The 18,802-nt window shown below is 52.0% G+C and carries 16 protein-coding genes; all 16 read left to right on the top strand.

What is annotated here, in order from left to right:
• Positions 1 to 16 precede the first annotated feature (16 nt).
• The 16 genes from AB8804_RS08045 to AB8804_RS07970 all read left to right on the top strand — a co-directional run bounded on the left by AB8804_RS08045 (position 17) and on the right by AB8804_RS07970 (position 18,801).
• The gene (locus AB8804_RS08045; RefSeq protein ID WP_110190996.1) at positions 17 to 565 is read left to right on the top strand and encodes an inovirus-type Gp2 protein; all 549 of its coding nucleotides are present in this window, start codon (positions 17 to 19) and stop codon (positions 563 to 565) included.
• A gap of 78 nt (positions 566 to 643) precedes the next feature.
• A complete protein-coding gene (locus tag AB8804_RS08040) occupies positions 644 to 1,255 on the top strand; it encodes a DUF2913 family protein (RefSeq protein ID WP_371184931.1) in 612 nt (203 codons plus the stop codon).
• Positions 1,256 to 1,927: 672 nt separating this feature from the next.
• Positions 1,928 to 2,428, top strand: a complete 501-nt coding sequence (gene tssB / locus AB8804_RS08035; protein WP_371184930.1) for a type VI secretion system contractile sheath small subunit — start codon at positions 1,928 to 1,930, stop codon at positions 2,426 to 2,428.
• 33 nt (positions 2,429 to 2,461) lie between these two features.
• Positions 2,462 to 4,009, top strand: coding sequence for a type VI secretion system contractile sheath large subunit (tssC, locus tag AB8804_RS08030; protein ID WP_371184929.1), 1,548 nt, complete (start codon positions 2,462 to 2,464; stop codon positions 4,007 to 4,009).
• A gap of 18 nt (positions 4,010 to 4,027) precedes the next feature.
• Complete coding sequence (gene tssK / locus AB8804_RS08025) at positions 4,028 to 5,365, top strand: type VI secretion system baseplate subunit TssK (RefSeq protein ID WP_371184928.1); 1,338 nt, start codon at positions 4,028 to 4,030, stop codon at positions 5,363 to 5,365.
• Positions 5,362 to 6,015, top strand: a complete 654-nt coding sequence (gene tssL, locus AB8804_RS08020; protein ID WP_371184927.1) for a type VI secretion system protein TssL, short form — start codon at positions 5,362 to 5,364, stop codon at positions 6,013 to 6,015. Before tssK ends, tssL begins: the two co-directional genes overlap by 4 nt.
• A 3-nt stretch (positions 6,016 to 6,018) precedes the next feature.
• Positions 6,019 to 7,740, top strand: coding sequence for an OmpA family protein (locus tag AB8804_RS08015; protein ID WP_371184926.1), 1,722 nt, complete (start codon positions 6,019 to 6,021; stop codon positions 7,738 to 7,740).
• Between the two features lie 5 nt (positions 7,741 to 7,745).
• Positions 7,746 to 8,237 carry a type VI secretion system effector Hcp gene (hcp, locus tag AB8804_RS08010; protein WP_023325816.1) on the top strand — a complete coding sequence of 164 codons (492 nt, stop codon included), beginning with the start codon at positions 7,746 to 7,748 and terminating at the stop codon, positions 8,235 to 8,237.
• 161 nt (positions 8,238 to 8,398) lie between these two features.
• Complete coding sequence (gene tssH, locus AB8804_RS08005) at positions 8,399 to 11,047, top strand: type VI secretion system ATPase TssH (protein ID WP_371184925.1); 2,649 nt, start codon at positions 8,399 to 8,401, stop codon at positions 11,045 to 11,047.
• 14 nt (positions 11,048 to 11,061) lie between these two features.
• Positions 11,062 to 11,628, top strand: a complete 567-nt coding sequence (locus tag AB8804_RS08000; RefSeq protein WP_371184924.1) for a type IV secretion protein Rhs — start codon at positions 11,062 to 11,064, stop codon at positions 11,626 to 11,628.
• Positions 11,622 to 12,086 carry a putative T6SS immunity periplasmic lipoprotein gene (locus AB8804_RS07995; RefSeq protein WP_371184923.1) on the top strand — a complete coding sequence of 155 codons (465 nt, stop codon included), beginning with the start codon at positions 11,622 to 11,624 and terminating at the stop codon, positions 12,084 to 12,086. The genes AB8804_RS08000 and AB8804_RS07995 overlap by 7 nt, the downstream gene beginning before the upstream one ends.
• Before the next feature lie 17 nt (positions 12,087 to 12,103).
• A complete protein-coding gene (locus AB8804_RS07990) occupies positions 12,104 to 12,313 on the top strand; it encodes a hypothetical protein (protein ID WP_371184922.1) in 210 nt (69 codons plus the stop codon).
• Between the two features lie 77 nt (positions 12,314 to 12,390).
• Complete coding sequence (locus tag AB8804_RS07985) at positions 12,391 to 15,258, top strand: type VI secretion system Vgr family protein (RefSeq protein ID WP_371184921.1); 2,868 nt, start codon at positions 12,391 to 12,393, stop codon at positions 15,256 to 15,258.
• A gap of 462 nt (positions 15,259 to 15,720) precedes the next feature.
• Positions 15,721 to 17,748 carry a lipase family protein gene (locus tag AB8804_RS07980; protein ID WP_371184920.1) on the top strand — a complete coding sequence of 676 codons (2,028 nt, stop codon included), beginning with the start codon at positions 15,721 to 15,723 and terminating at the stop codon, positions 17,746 to 17,748.
• Positions 17,741 to 18,511, top strand: coding sequence for a hypothetical protein (locus AB8804_RS07975; RefSeq protein ID WP_371184919.1), 771 nt, complete (start codon positions 17,741 to 17,743; stop codon positions 18,509 to 18,511). Before AB8804_RS07980 ends, AB8804_RS07975 begins: the two co-directional genes overlap by 8 nt.
• Before the next feature lie 23 nt (positions 18,512 to 18,534).
• Positions 18,535 to 18,801, top strand: coding sequence for a PAAR domain-containing protein (locus AB8804_RS07970; protein ID WP_110191008.1), 267 nt, complete (start codon positions 18,535 to 18,537; stop codon positions 18,799 to 18,801).
• Position 18,802 lies beyond the last annotated feature (1 nt).

Raw genomic sequence — 18,802 nt, 5'->3', positions numbered from 1 at the left:
CGAAGAGGTTTGCATTGTGAATCATTCTTACATACGGGCGTCTGATGCTGTCAGCGCGGATGCCGTCAGTACGCGTGCATTTCTGCAACAGGCCGTTGACCATTACCCGCGACTAGCGGCATTCAGCTTTACGCTGAAATTGCCGTATCGAGAAACCCTCAGCGAATACCGGTCATTAATTCTGCATTTTCATACTGAAGTCTGGCAGCGCACCGGCGAATATTCGCGCCAGCGTCAGCAGGCGCGCCAGAGTTCACCGCCAACAATCCTTCGATGGATGTGGGAGTCTGTCAGTGCACCAGAGTGCAAAATGGTGCTGCTGATGAATCTTGATACGCTGGGTGCCTTGCGCGATGAGGTCGTACAGCAGGAGATGAGCGGGATACTCAGAGAGGCATGGTGCGAGGTGATGCATGCTGATAGCAACGTCACCAGTATGGCGTCTTTCGTTATCAGTCGCACAGGAAAGTTTTTATTTTCACGGTCATTCAGTCAGTTACAGACCAAGGTGAATGAAATGGCATCTCTCGTCATGACGGCCAGAACGGGTGTGGTTTGTCCGTGACGGAAAGGCTTCTCCAGTAAAGCAGATGTCAGTTATACAGAGCTTCCTCGATGTATTCCGCGCCGATATAATTTCTGAATGAAAAAAGCTCACGATACCTTACCGCCTGAACAAACCGTTACGGCACTCGCGCATTTTGCATGGTGTGCCCTTGTCGCCTTACGTACCGCGCAGCAGGATGGCCAGGCGTTGTCGCCACTCAGTACGCATGCATTTTTGCAGCGCTGGTTAACTGTGGCGTATAAGCAAAAACGGTTTCCGCGTGCAATTGCATCCGATATTGAAGGGTTACTGACGCTGGGGCGCAGTAAAGGCCCTGCTGCTGGCTTACATCATCGTCTGGAATATCTCTGGTCTTCGTGCTCGGGGCCAGTGTCTGCGACGTCGGATTTGTACCGGCTGACGTATGCAATTGAACAGCTTAAATCGCAGGGCTGGGTCAATGCAGCGGTGAGTGACGGTGACTGGGACAATGAAGCGCTTCTGGTCCAGGAATACAGCGATACGGATGCACTGCTGGTAAGGAAGTCGGCTCTGACCGGTGGATTTTCGGAAGAGGGCAAACTGGTTGCGACGGTTGAGTTTCTGGCGACGGGCAACCTGTCAGCATGTACAGCGGTTTTTCAGGCCCATCTCCTCCCGTCGGTCATGATGGCATCGAACCGGATCGCATTACAACCTGAGCAATAGGACAAATATTCTCAACGCATCGGGTAATCTGAAGTTCCCTGAATGGCAGGTATCAAGATCGTGCTCACCTCCTGGTATTAAGGGATGTGTTAAGGGTTGTCGTGAAATTTCCTTTCTTCTGACGAAAACAAATAAGCCCCGTTTAAATGAATAATAAGAAATGATGAAAATCTGAAAATGTCGTCAATTTTTCACTTGCTCAGCCACGTCTGCTTCTCATTTTTGATAAAAGTACAAAATCAGATATTTCACGTGATTGGTGGTATTTTGTACAAAACCTTCCCCTAAGCTAAATCGATCATTTGCTGCACACCCTTATCCTATAAGGCCTGAAGGGGTTGTGCAAGAAAATTCTTATAAATCAGAAAGATGAACTTTTATTGTTAAAGCTTATAAATGTAAAGTTTTGTTACATTTTTTCATTTCCGATCTGGCAGGGAACGTTCCTACACTCCGGCTATTGGGTCTTATCTGAAATTTTCCATTTCAGACAAATGCTCAAAAATACAGTGTCGGCATGCTGGTGGATGGAATGCGCCCGCTTTTTAGTTCCGGGAATTTTATTTACGTCGGATGACGCGAACCGGAAAGTTGTTCTGGCAGGGTAATTTTTTCTTATTTATTTCTCACTGGCATTGACCGTTTCTATTACTCCATAGAACAGGGACAGCCATGTCTAACTCTTCCTTTCAGTCCGAAATACCTAAAGCGCGTATTAATTTAAAACTTGATTTGCACACTGGTGGTGCGAGCAAGAAAACGGAGCTCCCCCTGAAATTGCTGGTGGCGGGCGACTTCAGTAATGGTCAGGAGTCTGCCCCCCTTTCTGAGCGCAAAAAAGTTGATTTGAATAAAAATAATTTCGACTCAGTGTTGTCCGAATATTCCCCGAACGTCAATCTGACCGTTAAAAACACACTGGCTGATGATGGCAGCGAAGACAACATCAGCCTGACCTTCCAGAGCATGAAGGATTTCACCCCGGAGCAGGTCTCCCGTCAAATACCTCAGCTGAAGGCGATGCTGTCCATGCGCAACCTGCTTCGCGATTTAAAAGCGAACCTGCTGGACAACCAGGCATTCCGAAAGGAGCTGGAAAAAATTCTGCTCGACCCGGCATTAAGCGCAGAACTCCGCTCAGAGCTGTCTGCTCTGGCACCTAAACAGCCATAACGGTCACGATGATATAACGGATTAAAAAGGAAGATGCTGATGTCTGTAAAAAATGAGAATGCGGCTGGTGGCGAAAGCGTGGTGCTGGAACGTCCTGCAGCAGGTGGCGTTTATGCGTCCCTGTTTGAAAAAATCAACCTGAACCCGGTGTCCGAGCTGAGTGCGCTGGATATCTGGCAGGATGCACAGGCGATGTCGGATGCGACTGCTGATGAGCGTCTAACGGCGGGGATGCAGGTATTCCTGGAATGCCTGATAAAATCGGGTTCAAAAGTTGAAAAACTCGACAAAAACCTGATTGACCATCATATCGCGGAGCTGGACTACCAGATTAGCCGTCAGCTGGATGCGGTGATGCACAGCGACGAATTTCAGGCGGTAGAAAGTCTGTGGCGCGGGGTGAAATCCCTGGTCGACAAAACTGATTTCCGCCAGAACGTGAAGGTGGAACTGCTGGATATGTCCAAGGAAGACCTGCGTCAGGACTTCGAAGACAGTCCGGAAATCATCCAGAGTGGACTGTATAAACACACATATATTGATGAATATGACACTCCGGGCGGTGAGCCGATTGCCGCGCTGATTTCCGCTTACGAATTTGATGCGTCAGCGCAGGATGTTGCTCTGCTGCGCAACATTTCAAAAGTGTCTGCCGCAGCGCATATGCCGTTTATCGGCTCTGCAGGTCCGAAATTTTTCCTCAAGGATTCGATGGAGGAAGTTGCGGCCATTAAGGACATTGGTAACTACTTCGACCGTGCGGAGTACATCAAGTGGAAATCCTTCCGTGAGACAGACGATGCCCGTTATATCGGTCTGGTGATGCCGCGCGTGCTGGGTCGCCTGCCGTATGGCCCGGATACTGTGCCGGTTCGTAGCTTCAACTACGTGGAAGAAGTGAAAGGCCCCGATCACGATAAATACCTGTGGACCAACGCATCCTTCGCCTTTGCATCCAACATGGTTCGTAGCTTCATTACCAACGGCTGGTGTGTACAAATTCGTGGCCCGCAGGCCGGCGGAGCCGTGCAGGACCTGCCTATCCATCTGTACGATCTCGGTACCGGCAACCAGGTGAAGATCCCGTCAGAAGTGATGATCCCGGAAACCCGTGAGTTTGAGTTTGCGAACCTGGGCTTTATTCCATTAAGTTACTATAAAAACAGAGATTATTCCTGCTTCTTTAGCGCTAACTCCACGCAGAAGCCGGCCCTGTATGACACTGCCGATGCGACGGCTAACAGCCGTATCAACGCGCGTCTGCCGTATATCTTCCTGCTGTCACGTATCGCCCACTACCTGAAGCTTATTCAGCGCGAAAATATCGGCACCACCAAAGACCGTCGTCTACTGGAGCTTGAGCTCAACACCTGGGTGCGCAGCCTGGTGACCGAAATGACCGACCCGGGCGACGAACTGCAGGCCTCTCACCCGCTGCGTGATGCAAAAGTGGTGGTGGAAGACATCGAAGATAACCCGGGCTTCTTCCGCGTGAAGCTGTACGCCGTGCCGCACTTCCAGGTAGAAGGCATGGACGTCAATCTGTCGCTGGTTTCCCAGATGCCGAAAGCCAAGTCATAAGGCGAGAGGAAATCAGGGATGAAAATTTACCGCCCACTTTGGGAGGACGGGGCCGCTCTGGCCCCGCAACAGTTCCAGCAGCAGGCCCGCTGGAATGAGCACGTTGCCAGCATGGTCGCCCGGATGGGGGTTTCTCATCCCTGGGGCGTGGTTGCGGCAGAATTTGACGATGCTGCACTGGCGCTCGCGCGCCTGAATGTTATCCGTCTGGTCGTACGTTTCCAGGATGGCACGATTGTTGATACGGATCTGGCGGATAATATTCCGCCGGTCTGTGATTTGTCTGCCGCAAACGGCTCTGAGGCTGTTGAGGTAGTTGCCGCACTGCCGCTGCTGAGCGCCAGTGGTAGCAACCTCGATAACGGACAGGACAGTGAGCGCCCGCGTCGCTGGAAAGCTGAGCGTGTGGTGGTGCAGGAACTGGCTGGCCATGAAAGCGGGGAACTCGCGATCCTGCGTCATGCGCTGACCCTGCGCCTGTCCAACCAGGAAAACGCAGCATACCTGACCTGTCCGGTGGCCCGTCTGGTGCGTAATGCGCAGGGGCAGTGGAGCCGGGACCCGTCCTTTATCCCGCCAATGCTGTCTGTTGCTGCCAGTCCGTGGCTTGCCACCGAGCTGGGTGACCTGCTGGTCCGTCTGCAGGCCCGTCGCCGTCGCCTGATGGCTATGCGCCGGGAAAGCAATGAGCGGATGGCCGACTTTGCGGTCGCGGATGTCTCCCTGTTCTGGCTGCTCAATGCCCTGAACAGCGCTGAACCCGTACTGACTGAATTGTTGCAGACCCCGTCCCGTCACCCGGAACTGCTTTACCGCGAACTGGCCCGTCTGGCCGGCAGCCTGCTGACCTTTTCGCTGGAGCACGATGCCAGTGATATTCCGGCGTACCAGCATGCTGTACCTGAACGGGTCTTCCCGCCGTTACTGGCCCTGCTGGATAAGTTACTTGAAGCCAGCCTGCCATCGCGGGTTGTCAGTATCCAGCTTGAGCATCAGGACCAAATCTGGAAAGGCTCCCTTCACGATGCGCGCCTGCGCGAAGGCGCTGATTTTTATCTCTCGGTGCGTTCCTCCATGCCGAATCACGAGCTCCAGACCCGGTTCCCGCAGATGTGTAAGGCGGGCAGCTTTGAGGATGTCTCGGATGTGGTGAACGTGGCGCTGAGCGGAATAGAGATCAAACCTCTGACGCATGTTCCCGCCGCGATCCCTCTGCGCCTGGAGAACCAGTACTTTTCGCTGGACCTGAGTTCTGACGTGGCCCGGACCATGCTTGAAATGGGCAGTTGTACCTTCTATACCCCGCGTTCTCTGGGAGAGGTGAAACTTGAACTTTTTGCGGTGCTGCGTACATGAATACATCAGAAATGAGTCAAATTGAGCGTACGTTCTACCCCGGCTGGTTGATGGCCAGTCAGCTCCGGGGCGGACAGGAGATCCGCGACGGGGAAGGGCTCTACCGCCGGGCCTGCCGCCTGGTGCAGGAGGCGAAAGCCGCGCTGACGGAGGCAGGCTACAGCGATATCAGCCGGGAGCACATGGTCTATGCGCTGTGTGCCTTGCTGGATGAGAGCGTCCTGAATCGCGGGTCGACAGATGACGGTTACCTGTCGTGGCGGCGTGATCCGCTGCAGGCGCATTTTTTTGGCACCCTGAATGCCGGTGAAGAGCTCTGGGAGCGTATTCGCAATCTGCTTAAAGAAACGGCACCTGATATGGCGGTGCTGACCTGTATGTACCGCACCCTTCAGTTGGGCTTTGTCGGGCAGTACCGGGCTGAAGACGATGAACGACGTGAAGATGTGGTACGGGCACTTGGTGAACGGGTGCCTGCCTTTACGCTTTCGCAGGATGCGCCGATTGTCGCAAGGGCTTCCCGTCTGCGCAGCGGTCGTCGTCTGTACTGGCTTTCCTGGATTATCGGGACGGCTGTGCTGGTGGGGCTGTGGTTCTTCCTTTCATCCTCCCTCACCGAACTGGTGAGTCAGACGGTCAGACCGGGGTAAAGGATGCGTGATGTTTACCGGAGTCTGTTAACCGCCCTGGCGGGCGTACTGGCACTGTGGCTTATTCTGGGCTTCTGGCCGCTGTCGGTCGAGAGCCGTGTGGCACTCAGCCTGCTGGTCATTCTGTTGTGCGGGGCGATGCTCTGGCGTCAGCGGCGGGCATCACAGCGGCGGGCACTGGCACTCAGGGATATTGTGGACGAGAGCCTGCCCCCGGAAGATTTTCAGGGCGCGGTCATTCTGGTGTGTGGCGATAACCGCGCACTGTTCGCTGAGTCTGTCCGGCATCGTGAAACCCGTCAGGGCTGGTATCTGCGGGTAAAAGACGCAGAACAGCTGCCCTTGCTTGCCCAACATCTGAGTCTGATCCGTCCGGCCCTGGTGTCACAAATCTCCGTCATGCTGGCGGTGGTACCTGAAAAGCACACATCCGGTGATGATTTTACCCATTCTTTGCGCGGCTGGCAGCGTGTCGTCGTCCAGTGCCGCTCGGCATTTGGCACTCTCCCCCCGCTGTGGACCGTGACCTGGGTATCGCCTCCTGTGGCTTGCGCAGAGGCAGAGCCCGTCTGGTTTACCACGGTCAGTCAGCGGACCGGCATTCAGGTATATCAGCCCGGTCAGGGTAATGTGTCACTGACGGAATGGACCCGGGAGACAAGAGCAGACGGACGCCTTTCCCGTCTGAGTCAGATTTTGTGGCTGGACGGTCTGCTTGCCTGGCAGAACAGCGCGGTCAATGACCTGCTTTCGGTACGACAGGGAGATCTACCGGCAATGAAGCCCTGCGTGCAGGGCATGTGCATGGTGCCGGTGAGCGGTATCGCGGGCAATCTCTGGCAACAGCACATCACCGCCGTGACGGCGCTGCCACCGGATGCCGTTGTCACCACAGAGCCACTGCCGCTGCCTGAACTGCTGCTGCCGGCGTTGCCACGCCGACGTGGTGTCAGCCGCAGAATGGTGTTCTGGCGTTATGCCGGATTACTGTGCGGGATTTTTCTGGCACTTGCCATGCTGGCGTCCTGGATGAACAACCAGCGTCTCATTCGTAATGTTGGCGATCACCTTGCGTTATATCACCAGCTGACGGGTAATCCTGTTGCACCGAAACTGCGTGCGCAGCAGCGCCTCAGAGCCGATGGCGCATTACTGGACGACTGGCAGCGTCGCGGGGAGCCACTGCGTTATCGCCTGGGGCTGTATCAGGGGCTGCGTCTGGTTCCACCTATTGAGGCCGCCGTCAGCGACTGGGCTCCACCTCCACCGCCTCCACCGGTCATTAAGAAAATTATTGAGGGTCCGAAAACCATTCGCCTCGACAGCATGTCGTTGTTCGATTCGGGCAAATCGGCGCTGAAAGCCGGATCCACCAAAATGCTGGTGAACTCGCTGGTCGGCGTTAAGGCGAAGCCGGGCTGGCTGATTGTCGTGTCCGGCCATACCGATAACACCGGTAACCCGAAGCTTAATCAGACGCTGTCCCTGAAACGTGCCGAAGCGGTACGCGACTGGATGCGTGATACCGGTGATGTGCCGGAAAGCTGTTTTGCGGTGCAGGGCTATGGCGAAAGCCGCCCGGTCGCAACGAATGACACCCCGGAAGGGCGCGCACTTAACCGTCGTGTCGAAATCAGTCTGGTTCCGCAGGCAGACGCCTGTCAGATACCGGGCAATCCCCAGGCGTCATCGGATGATGGCGCAGATAAAACTGTAATGGAGTAAATCACATGGCAATTCCTGTTTATCTTTGGCTGAAAGACGACGGCGGCGCGGACATCAAAGGGTCTGTGGACGTTCAGGATCGTGAAGGCAGCATCGAAGTGGTTGCGCAGGAGCATAACCTGTACATCCCGACGGATAACAACACCGGCAAGCTGACCGGTACCCGCATCCACACCCCGTTCCTGTTCACCAAGGAAATCGACTCCTCCAGCCCGTATCTGTACAAGGCTGTGACCACCGGTCAGACCCTCAAGTCTGCCGAATTCAAGTGGTACAAAATCAACGACGCGGGCCAGGAAGTGGAGTACTTCAACACGAAGTTAGAAAACGTGAAAGTGGTGAAAGTGAATCCTGAAATGTATGACATCAAGGATCCTTCCAAAGAGAAGCATAACCACCTTGAGCGCGTAGAACTGCGCTACGAAAAAATCACCTGGACTTACAAAGACGGCAACATCATTCATTCCGATTCCTGGAACGAACGCGCCACCGCGTAAGAAAGACCGCGGGCAGCGCATCCTGCCCGCTTTTCTGCTTTTCACAACGCCTGCCTCGCGGACGTTCTGCAAAGCAGTCACACATTTTATCAGCACTGACCTTATGGGCATCGGTTAACGGCCAGGGGCGGTAGCGTGTCAAAAGAGAGGGAATGAAATCCATGGAAAATCCAGCCGTTCTGTTACGTCGCCTGAATCCTTACTGTGCCCGTGCGATGGAAGGGGCGGCCTCGCTCTGCCAGACCCGTGCGCATGCGGAAATCCTGCCTGAGCACTGGCTGCTGAAGTTGCTGGAGCAGGGCGAAGGTGACCTGACGGTGCTGGCCCGCCGCTATGAATGGGATATGGATGCGCTGTGGCAGGATTTGCTCGGCTGGCTGGATAATCAACCGCGCTCGGTGCGCCATCGTCCACAGCTCTCGGAAAACATTCAGATGCTGATGCAGGAAGCCTGGCTGATTGCTTCGCTCAACAGTGAAGAGCAGGTCCGCAGTCATCATCTGCTGATGGCCCTGACCGGCAAACCGAAACTGCTGCGTTGTGACGGTCTGTGGCCGATGCTGACTCTGGCACAAAGCCAGCTGGAGCGCCTGCGCCCGTTACTCGATGCACAGTCGGACGAACGTCCAGAATTGCAACTGGAGAAGGAACTGGCGCAGAGCCACGGTGGAGAAGTGGAGTTTGTTGGCCGTCCGGTTGGTGCAGAGCTGAAAGATGGTGAACTGAACCCGGCTCTACAGAACGCGCTGGATAAGTTCACTCTCGACGTTACCGCCAAAGCGAAGGAAGGCAAAATCGACCCGGTATTTGGTCGTGATACCGAAATCCGTCAGATGGTGGACATTCTCTCTCGTCGTCGTAAGAACAACCCGATCTTGGTCGGCGAGCCTGGCGTGGGAAAAACGGCGCTCGTGGAAGGGCTGGCGCTGCGTATCTCCGAAGGTAATGTGCCGGAAAGCCTGAAAACAGTCGTTCTGCGTACCCTGGACCTCGGTCTGCTGCAGGCGGGCGCGGGCGTAAAAGGCGAGTTCGAACAGCGCCTGAAAAATGTCATTGATGCCGTGCAGCAGTCGCCTGTGCCCATCCTGCTGTTTATCGACGAAGCGCACACCATCATTGGCACGGGCAACCAGGCCGGCGGTGCAGATGCGGCGAATCTGCTGAAGCCTGCCTTGGCGCGTGGTGAACTGCGTACCATTGCCGCCACTACCTGGTCTGAATACAAGCAGTATTTTGAACGCGATGCCGCGCTGGAGCGCCGCTTCCAGATGGTGAAAGTGGACGAGCCGGACGACGACACCGCCTGCCTTATGCTGCGTGGCCTGAAATCCCGCTACGCCGAACACCATGGCGTGCATATTACGGACGATGCGGTACGCGCCGCCGTTACGCTTTCACGCCGCTACCTGACGGGCCGCCAGTTGCCGGACAAAGCCGTTGATCTGCTGGATACCGCCAGTGCCCGCGTGCGCATGAGTCTCGACACCGTGCCGGAAGCGCTGACGCAGTACCGCGCACAGCTCACCGCGCTGGACATTGAGAAGCAGGCGCTGCTGGAAGATATCGCGCTGGGCAATAATCAGCATGGAGAACGTCTGGCGGCGATTGAACAGCAGCAGAACGACCTGATTGTCGAACTCGATATTCTGGAGAGTCAGTACGGTCGCGAGCTGAGCCTGACGGAACAGCTGCTGGACGTGCGCCAGGACATCAGCCGCCAGGCCGATATCACCACTCTGCAAAACCAGCTGTCGGTGCTGCAGGGCAACTCGCCGCTGCTGTCGCTGGATGTGGACACCCGCACCGTGGCGAACGTGATTGCCGACTGGACCGGTGTACCGCTCTCCTCGCTGATGAAGGATGAACAGACCGAACTTCTGGTGCTGGAAAATGAGATCGGCAAACGTGTGGTCGGCCAGAATGTGGCGCTGAATGCCATCGCCCAGCGCCTGCGCGCGGCCAAAACCGGGCTGACGTCTGAGAACGGTCCGCAGAGCGTGTTCCTGCTCGTTGGCCCGAGCGGTGTCGGTAAAACGGAGACCGCGCTGGCGCTGGCGGATGAGCTGTACGGCGGAGAAAAATCCCTTATCACCATCAACTTGTCTGAATACCAGGAGCCGCACACCGTTTCGCAGCTCAAAGGTTCCCCTCCGGGCTATGTCGGTTACGGACAGGGCGGCATTCTGACCGAAGCGGTGCGCAAGCGTCCGTACAGCGTGGTGCTGTTGGACGAAGTGGAAAAAGCGCACCGCGACGTGATGAATCTGTTCTATCAGGTCTTCGACCGCGGTTTTATGCGCGACGGTGAAGGGCGTGAAATCGACTTCCGCAATACCGTTATTCTGATGACCTCCAACCTCGGTAGTGATCATCTGATGCAGCTGCTTGATGAGCAACCAGAAGCGACTGAAGGCGATTTGCAGGAACTGCTGCGCCCGATCCTGCGTGATCACTTTCAGCCGGCGCTGCTGGCCCGCTTCCAGACTGTGATTTATCGCCCGCTGGCAGAAACCGCCATGCGCACCATCGTGGAAATGAAGCTCGCTCAGGTGAGCCAGCGCCTGCATCGTCATTACGGCTTGTCCACGAATATTGAAGAGAGTCTCTGTGATGCACTCACTGCTGCCTGCCTGCTTCCGGATACCGGTGCGCGTAATGTTGACAGCCTGCTTAACCAGCAAATTCTGCCGGTGCTGAGCCAGCAGCTGCTGACCCACATGGCCGCGAAGCAGAAACCCACTTCCCTGACCCTGGGATGGGATGAGGAAGAGGGGATTGGGCTTGAATTTTCAGGCGCGTCTGAACGCTAATCCGGAGGCAGAGAATGTCCATTCATGATGCCAGTAAGAAAAAGAAGGACGACAAGAATCAGGACGATGATTCCGTCAGAAAACTGACCACCGGGGAAATCGCCTTAGCCAGAACGGTATTTGGTAACAGGATCGATTACGAAAAGGTGAAAATTCATCATGGTAGCTATCTGCCATTTGGATTGCAGGGCGAGAATGTCGCAATGACACCTAATGGTGAACTGTATTTTCGTACCACGTTATACAGAGAGGATTTTTCTCAGACGCTGGATGACCTTCAGCATCTCTTCATTCATGAGATGAGTCATGTCTGGCAACGTGCCAAGGGAATGAACGTCATCGGTAGAGGTCTGGTGAGTTGGTTGGTCAGCTATCGCTACACCCTTGACGGTCGTTTGTTGAGTGATTATCCAATGGAGCAGCAGGCACAGATAATTGCCGATCATTTCACCTTGCAGGCGCATGGTTACAAAGCATGGATTACATTACGAAGATCGAATGGCGTTACTCTGGATGGAGATATTTCAGAAAGTGCTATCCGGCAACATTACAAAGAAGCGCTAAGAGGGTTTCCATGGTGATAAAAAGATATAGCACTCTATTTTTTAGGGGGGTAACCGTGCCCTTCGTTTTTCTGCTGGCAGGGTGTCCCGGTAAAGGGGATCGACTTCAGCTTGATGAAACGACACAGGTTAAATTGGTTAGTGATAGTATTTGTTTCCACATTAGAAATGCGCAGGATTATCAGCCCGCAATTATATCGATAAATCCAAGAGGTACGCCTCCGAAGAAACAAGGGTTTATTGATAATCCATCACTATCAATCAGATCAGAACAACTATGTATCCCTCCATCGTTTTATCAATTTGCAGATAATGGGAAATACATCGTTGATTTTGTTTTGACCTCTGCCGGAAATGTTGATGAACCAAGAAAGTTTGTTGTTGGTGTAGGGATAGACCATGGCCAGGTATATAACTTCCCCCTGACGGATAAAGAAATATTAAGACCATATGGCTCAATTGACGTTTCTGAATAGTGCCCCGGCATAACGTTATGAAGGTTTTTATCTTTTTAACTTTAATGATGGCGGGAGTGTTGTTTCTTCCTTATACGGGTTTTTACACATTCGTTAAGCGCTTTATCCCCATTAGTGGCGACGGCGAATACGGCATGAACAATTTTGAAATGACCGTATTGCTGATTAAAACCCTTGCCTGCGCCCTCGGGGCTGGAGTCGTAATCACGCTTTTACGTACTCGCTGAGTACCCCTGATTAAACCTGTTACTGCCCGTCGGCAAGAAAGTCATGGACTGCAGGTTATCCCATGGAGCCAATAATCATGAGTCTGACAGATACGCTTAAGAACACCCTGTCTGCGCTAACTGAAGGCGGACTGAACCGCTACCGTCTGGATATTCCGTCCTGCACAGCTTCACTGGATGTGGAAGAGTTTAACGGTAAGGAGTTCATGAGTGAGCTATATCACTACGACATTATCTTTACCAGCAGCGATCAGAATATCAGTTCAGCGCAACTGTTGACCAAACCTGCCACGCTGACCATGGGAACCGGGCCTCTGATGGGGCTGACCGGGCAGAAAGTGGTGCATGGTGTGGTGACGCATTTTAAGCGTATCAGTGGCTCACGTGACCAGACGACGTACCAGATTATTATTGAGCCTTTCCTGTCTCTGCTGCGAAAACAATTCCGTACTCACCGCTTTTTTGTCAATAAATCGGTACCGGAAGTTGTCGCCGAGGTGCTGCAGGAACATGGCCTGAAAGGCTGGGAATATGAGTTCACTCTCAAAGCTGACTATCCGAAGCGCGAACAGATTAACCAGTACAAGGAAAATGACCTCGCGTTCATTGAGCGTCTTCTGGCCGAAGTGGGGATTTTCTATTTCTTTACCCTGCAACCCGACACCCAGACTGAAGTGGTGCATTTCGCAGACAAGCAGAGCGCATGGACGTTCGGTAAGTCTCTGCCGCTCAGCAGCCCGTCAGGGATGAATGATAATGCCGCTGACTCGGTGTGGGGGGTTAACGTCCGACAGAACGTGGTTGAGCGCTCCGTTACCGCCAGTGATTACAATCACCGTGAAGCACAGAATATACTGACTTCTGTACCGGCGGACATGACCCGTGGCGACGGTGACGGTGTTACCTATGGTGATGTTTATCACTACCTGCCGCGTCACCTTGAGCGTGGTGACAAAATAACGCCGACGGCGGAAACCGGTAACTTCTGGGCGCGCCTTGAACACGAGCGTTTTCTGTCGGGGCAGACGACTATCAGCGGCTGCAGTAATAATGCCCTGCTTTCTCCGGCCCAGGTGCTGACCATCAGTGAACGTGTGGTACCGCCGACACTGCCATCAGAAACGGACAACGGCATAATCATTACCCGCACGGGCTATATTGCCAGTCGTAAGAATGCTCTGGTCGTGATGTGGGAAGGGATGCCGTACTACGAGAACCGTTGCTGGCGTCCTGCGGCTAAAAAGCGACCAGTGGTCAGCGGTACGCTGACGGCCCGCGTCACCAGCGCCAAAGACAACGACATCTACGCCTGGCAGGATGCATCCGGCATGTACCGGGTGAAATTTGATGCTGACCGCGACGATAAACGCCAGGGCATGGAAAGCATGCCCGTGCGCTTTGCCAAACCTTACGGTGGTGACAAATATGGCTTCCACTTCCCGCTGATACAGGGCACTGAAGTCGCTATTGCGTTCCATGAGGGTGATCCGGATCGTCCGTATATTGCCCATGCCCTCCACGACTCCCGCCACGTAGACCACGTCACTGAAGCCAACAGCACGCGCAACGTTGTCAGGACCGCGGGACTGAACAAGCTGCGGATGGAGGACAAGCGTGGTGAAGAGCATATCAAGCTCAGTACGGAGTACGGAGGTAAGACTCAACTCAATTTAGGACACAACGTCAATGCTTCCAGGGTTCTTCGTGGCGAGGGGGCGGAGCTGCGCACTAACGACTGGGTCAGCGTTCGTGGTGGGAAGGGGGTGTTACTTACCGCAGATGCGCAACCTGATGTCGGCAGTATAATGCTTGAAATGGACAGCGCTGTTGAACAACTCGAACAGGCTCTCACGCTGGCAAGAAGCCTGCAGGCTGCGGCTAAAGGGGCGAAGGCAACAGTATCCGATATCGACAGCCAGAAGACACTTAACCGTTCACTGAAATATCTGAAAATGCCAGGAATGCTGGCCAGTGCGCCAGCCGGAATAGGCATTCTAAGTCCTGAGGCTGTCCGGCTTGCTTCAGGCGGGGCAAGTATTGGTCTGATGTCCGGGAAAAACACGGATATCAGCACCGGGCAATCGTTCACTGTAGCGGCAAGCGAGGCTGTAAGTTTGTTTGCACAGGCTGCAGGAATGAAAATGTATGCCGGGGGAGGGAAAGTTGATATTCAGGCGCAGGCGGATGCCATGAATGTCTCAGCATTACAGGACATCACTGTCGCCAGTGGTCAGGGGAGCGTGAAGGTAAATGCCAGCAAGGAACTGATTTTAAGCTGCGGGGGCGCTTATATAAAGCTTAGCGGCGGGAATATTGAACTGGGATGCTCGGGGAATATTTTACTGAAAGCCGCCAATGTCAATCAGACCGGACCAGCCAGTTTAGATACACCGCCGGTGACCTTCCCTAAAGGATATGGCGGAACTTTTACCGTTACCGATCCCGAATCAGGGGATATCAAACCATTCACCAGTTATAAAGTAACGTCTCCTGATGGTGAGATATTTGAAGGAATATCTGACTCGTCAGGGAAGACCGCACCGCTTTACACATCGATGCCTGGCAACGTAAACATTGAATTTCCACGTGAGCAAAAGGATGAAGGGCCTGGGCATTGGGTTACTATTGACCATGATTATCATGGGTTGAAAAATACTGCAATTATGGCAATCAATCGCTTAACCTCTATGGGAGATGAAGGACGTGTTTTTGGTTCTGAAGGAAAGGACTATATGAATACGAAAAGAGATAAAATTCAGGAATGGCAGCCTTTGCCATCTGATGCCGCCGACGAGACAGTTCAAAAATCAGCAGTACATCGCTATGGAGAGCAGAGAAAAGTAACGCAAACTTTCTTGGAAGGTGACGATGCCTGGGCTATTACCGGCCAGTCGTGGCACTGGCAACCAACTACCGCTGATGATGTCTATGAGGGAAGTAAATGAAAGTTTTCTTAAAACGGAATCGTGTATTGTATTTTTGGGCTATGTTTGACCTCTTTTACATTGTCAGATTTGGTTGGTTGAATATCTCTCAGGGCCGAATTCCTTTAGTTGATGATATATTATCTTTTAGCGATATCTATCCGCAGCAAGGAGTGTATTCGCTAATCCTTTTTTCATTCTCATTGCTGCTTAACATATCAATTATCTTTTCTGCTGTAATGTTCTTAAAAAAGTGTAAGTATGCAAATTGGATAGTCTATGTTCAAACGCCATTCAGGTTGTTTTTCATAATTCCTTCTATATCGATATTGCCATGGGTGTTTAAATCTATGTCAATCAAGGCTGGAGTGATATTTCTTGCTGCTGTGTTCATCTCAGAGATAATAAAGATTGGAACATTTTATCTAACAAGAAAAGAGAGCCAATAAGTTTGTTATTAAACCTGGATAAGGAGGGATGTTTATGGCAGGCAGTTCATTAGTGACATCTGTGACGCATACAGAAGCAAAAGCTACAGCGGGAAAGCAGAAACCGTATTGGGTCGAATTCCAACTTGTAGATGAACAGAACGAGCCAGTGGCTAATATGCCATGGACTGTGGAAAGCGCTCATCCTGTTTCCGGGCCGGTGGAGGGATTCACTTATTCTGGTCAGAGCGATGCTGACGGGCTAATCAGGGTCGACATGCCGCACGGTCTGGAGCTGAGACTGACTTTAGACAATAATCAGCTGGTAACGGAAATGGAAAAACGCGCCTTGCGTGTTAGCAGGGATGCGGAAAATGATTCTGTTGTTCGTCCTGGGGCAGAAGGGAAGGGCTATATCTGGCACTATGCGGTAGTGGGAGAGCTCTGCCAGAGTTCCCCAAACCTGGAATTAAGACCCGGAGAAATGTTGCCCGCATATCACTTCCCTGCAAAAACAGCATTTAAGGGAATTAAAATCCGTACAAATGAACTTGAAAAACGCCATGTGATTGAAATATGCCCTTTCAGAGCCTGGGAGCTTGTTCTGCATCATAAAAAGGACTATTCCATTGCGAATGGAATTAACCTCGGGGCGGCAGCGACACTTGCCTATGCAAACGCCAGCACTCTGGATACGGTGTCAATTACGCGCTTTTTTATTAACCAGTGTCAGGATCTTTCCCGCTTACCCCAGCTTTATAAAGACGGCTCTGCATGGAATACGCTGGTACAGGATGTTCCCTTCAGCCATCGGTATTATCCCCCGGTGTTTATGGATACCTCACGGGATACTTCGCCTAAGGTGGATAAGAAGGATTCACAGGCAACAGCACAGACAGGGGGCGATACTGCTGCAACAAAGGCAGATGGTGATACGCAGCTTTATTATGTTTATAACGCGAATAAGGTGATCGTTGCCTGGCGCGGAACGGCCAGCTTGTTTGATGTGGGGACGGATCTTGCGTTCAGGCCGGTAAGTTCTGAAGTCTGTGATAAAGATAAAACGCAATGTACTGGCTTACTACCTGCTGGAAAAGTGCATACCGGGTTCTGGAGTGGTTATAGTCGCGTTGAGAAGAAATTTAAAGAGGAAGTCGAAACATTAAAAGATCTGCTGGCAAATCTTAAGTTGTTTATCTGTGGGCATAGTTTAGGTGGCGCACTGGCATTAATTCATGCAGCAAAACTGAAGGACTATAACCCGATACTTTACACCTATGGAATGCCGCGAACTTTTACCCGCGATGCCGTAATGCAATTATCGGAGATTACCCATTTCCGCCATGTTAATGATAACGATCCGATTCCAGCCGTACCTGCGGAGGCCAATCTGGATAATGAACTATACAAACTCTGGGGATGGCTTGGCGGTACACTGGGCTTTTTCTGGTCAGTGGGTGAACTTCTCGCTTACCAGATGGTTGCCTGGGGAGACTGCTTCTGGCACCACGGTAATACGGTGGCCTTTCTCACCGTCACCCAGAGCAGGGAGTGGAAAGAGTGTAAGAGAGACCTGCCAACGCCGGCAGGGTGTATTCCTATCAGAAGTTCACTTCCTCTTAAGGCTAAGCTTTACCTGGTGCCTGCGCTGGCGGAACAGGAGATGCAGCAGGCTGGCCAGCAGCAAAAAGAGTTTAAAGCGTCATTAACGCAGGTAGATCTAAATGACTTTTTCCCCAGAGGCAGTAATCCGGACAGAGGCGTAAATTTAAATCTTTTTGAACATTTTATGACCTCCTATATGCCCTATATGTATAACAAGGTGTTAGAGCTGATTGATAATGCCGGGATAGTGGAAAAGCGTACCTTTACTGAGCATCGTTATAACGTTGATTCATTCAGGGAGCAGATGGAAGAAAATAAAAATGCCATACCAGAGAAAGAGTTAGCAAGAAATAACATCTTTCTGGGTATAGAAGGGCTGCTTGGCGTATCGCTTTCCCCTACGTTATCCATGCCGTCTGGCAACGATACGCTTTTGCGGTTTGCTCAATACGGAGAAGAGGTGATGGAAAATGTATAATCAAGCAAAAATTATTCTGCTTTCCCTGGTGTTGTTTTCCTCGGCGGGTTGCAGCATAAGTCGGGCCGTAAATAAAACGTTATCTCCACCGGCAGATACAAAATGGGTCAATATTGAAGTAAAAAATCCGTCTCAGTATACGAAACCGTTTCCGCTTGAGGTCAGATACATCTCGTATGAATGCATGAAAAAGAGAATCAGTGGATTTGATGGCTCAGTTATCACGGAGCCAAGCTATAACGTTATTGGTATCCTTATGCAGCAAGATATCGGGGATATCTGGAAAGCAAAAGTTGCTATGACTGGCGGTGGCTCGTGTAAATGGACCCTGAGTGCGGTCAATTTAGGTATCGAGTATATAGACGCAACACACCTTGGCAAAGATCTTGTACCCGGTACAGCGGTAGGTGTGACGCTTGCTTTTGATAATGATGCTTCGCGTAATGGCCAATTCACCTTCTCTACCGGTGACTTAAATATTTCACCTAAATATTATCCATATATTCGAGAAAGGAAAATAGCAGAGAAAACAAAATCACTTTCTCTGTTAGGGAAAAACAATTTCCTTTCTTATAGAGTGTCTGAATTTAGTAATATTTATTTTCACCCTGAAATTGATGAGATGAAAGTTGTTAAGTATATAGAGCCAGAAAAAAAAATCGATGGTGTGTACTCCAAGATAATTTATCCGGACGGAAGTGTTGCTCCTGAAAAAACTCTCTTCCCTGATTTTGATAAAGTTGACAAGATGAAAATCAATTGATTGTTTTTTATCGAGAGTGAAATATGGCAAAAGGTCTGGTTTTACTTGGTGACAATACGTCTCATGGTGGAAAAGTAATTTCCGCCTCTTCCGCTATTACAGTCGACGGAAAAAAAACAGCATTAGTCGGTGACATGGTGAGTTGCCCGATTGAAGGTCATGGCACAAATCCAATTGTTGAAGGATCAACGCACCGGACATTTAACGGTCGCGCTGTTGCCGTCGATGGCTGTAAGTGCCAGTGTGGCTGTACGGTAATTTCAAGTGCGATGAACAGCACCGTAGGATGAT

The sequence above is a fragment of the Enterobacter sp. KBR-315C3_2022 genome (assembly GCF_041399425.1).
Lineage (GTDB): Bacteria > Pseudomonadota > Gammaproteobacteria > Enterobacterales > Enterobacteriaceae > Enterobacter.
This window is presented reverse-complemented; position numbering and strand designations above follow the sequence as displayed.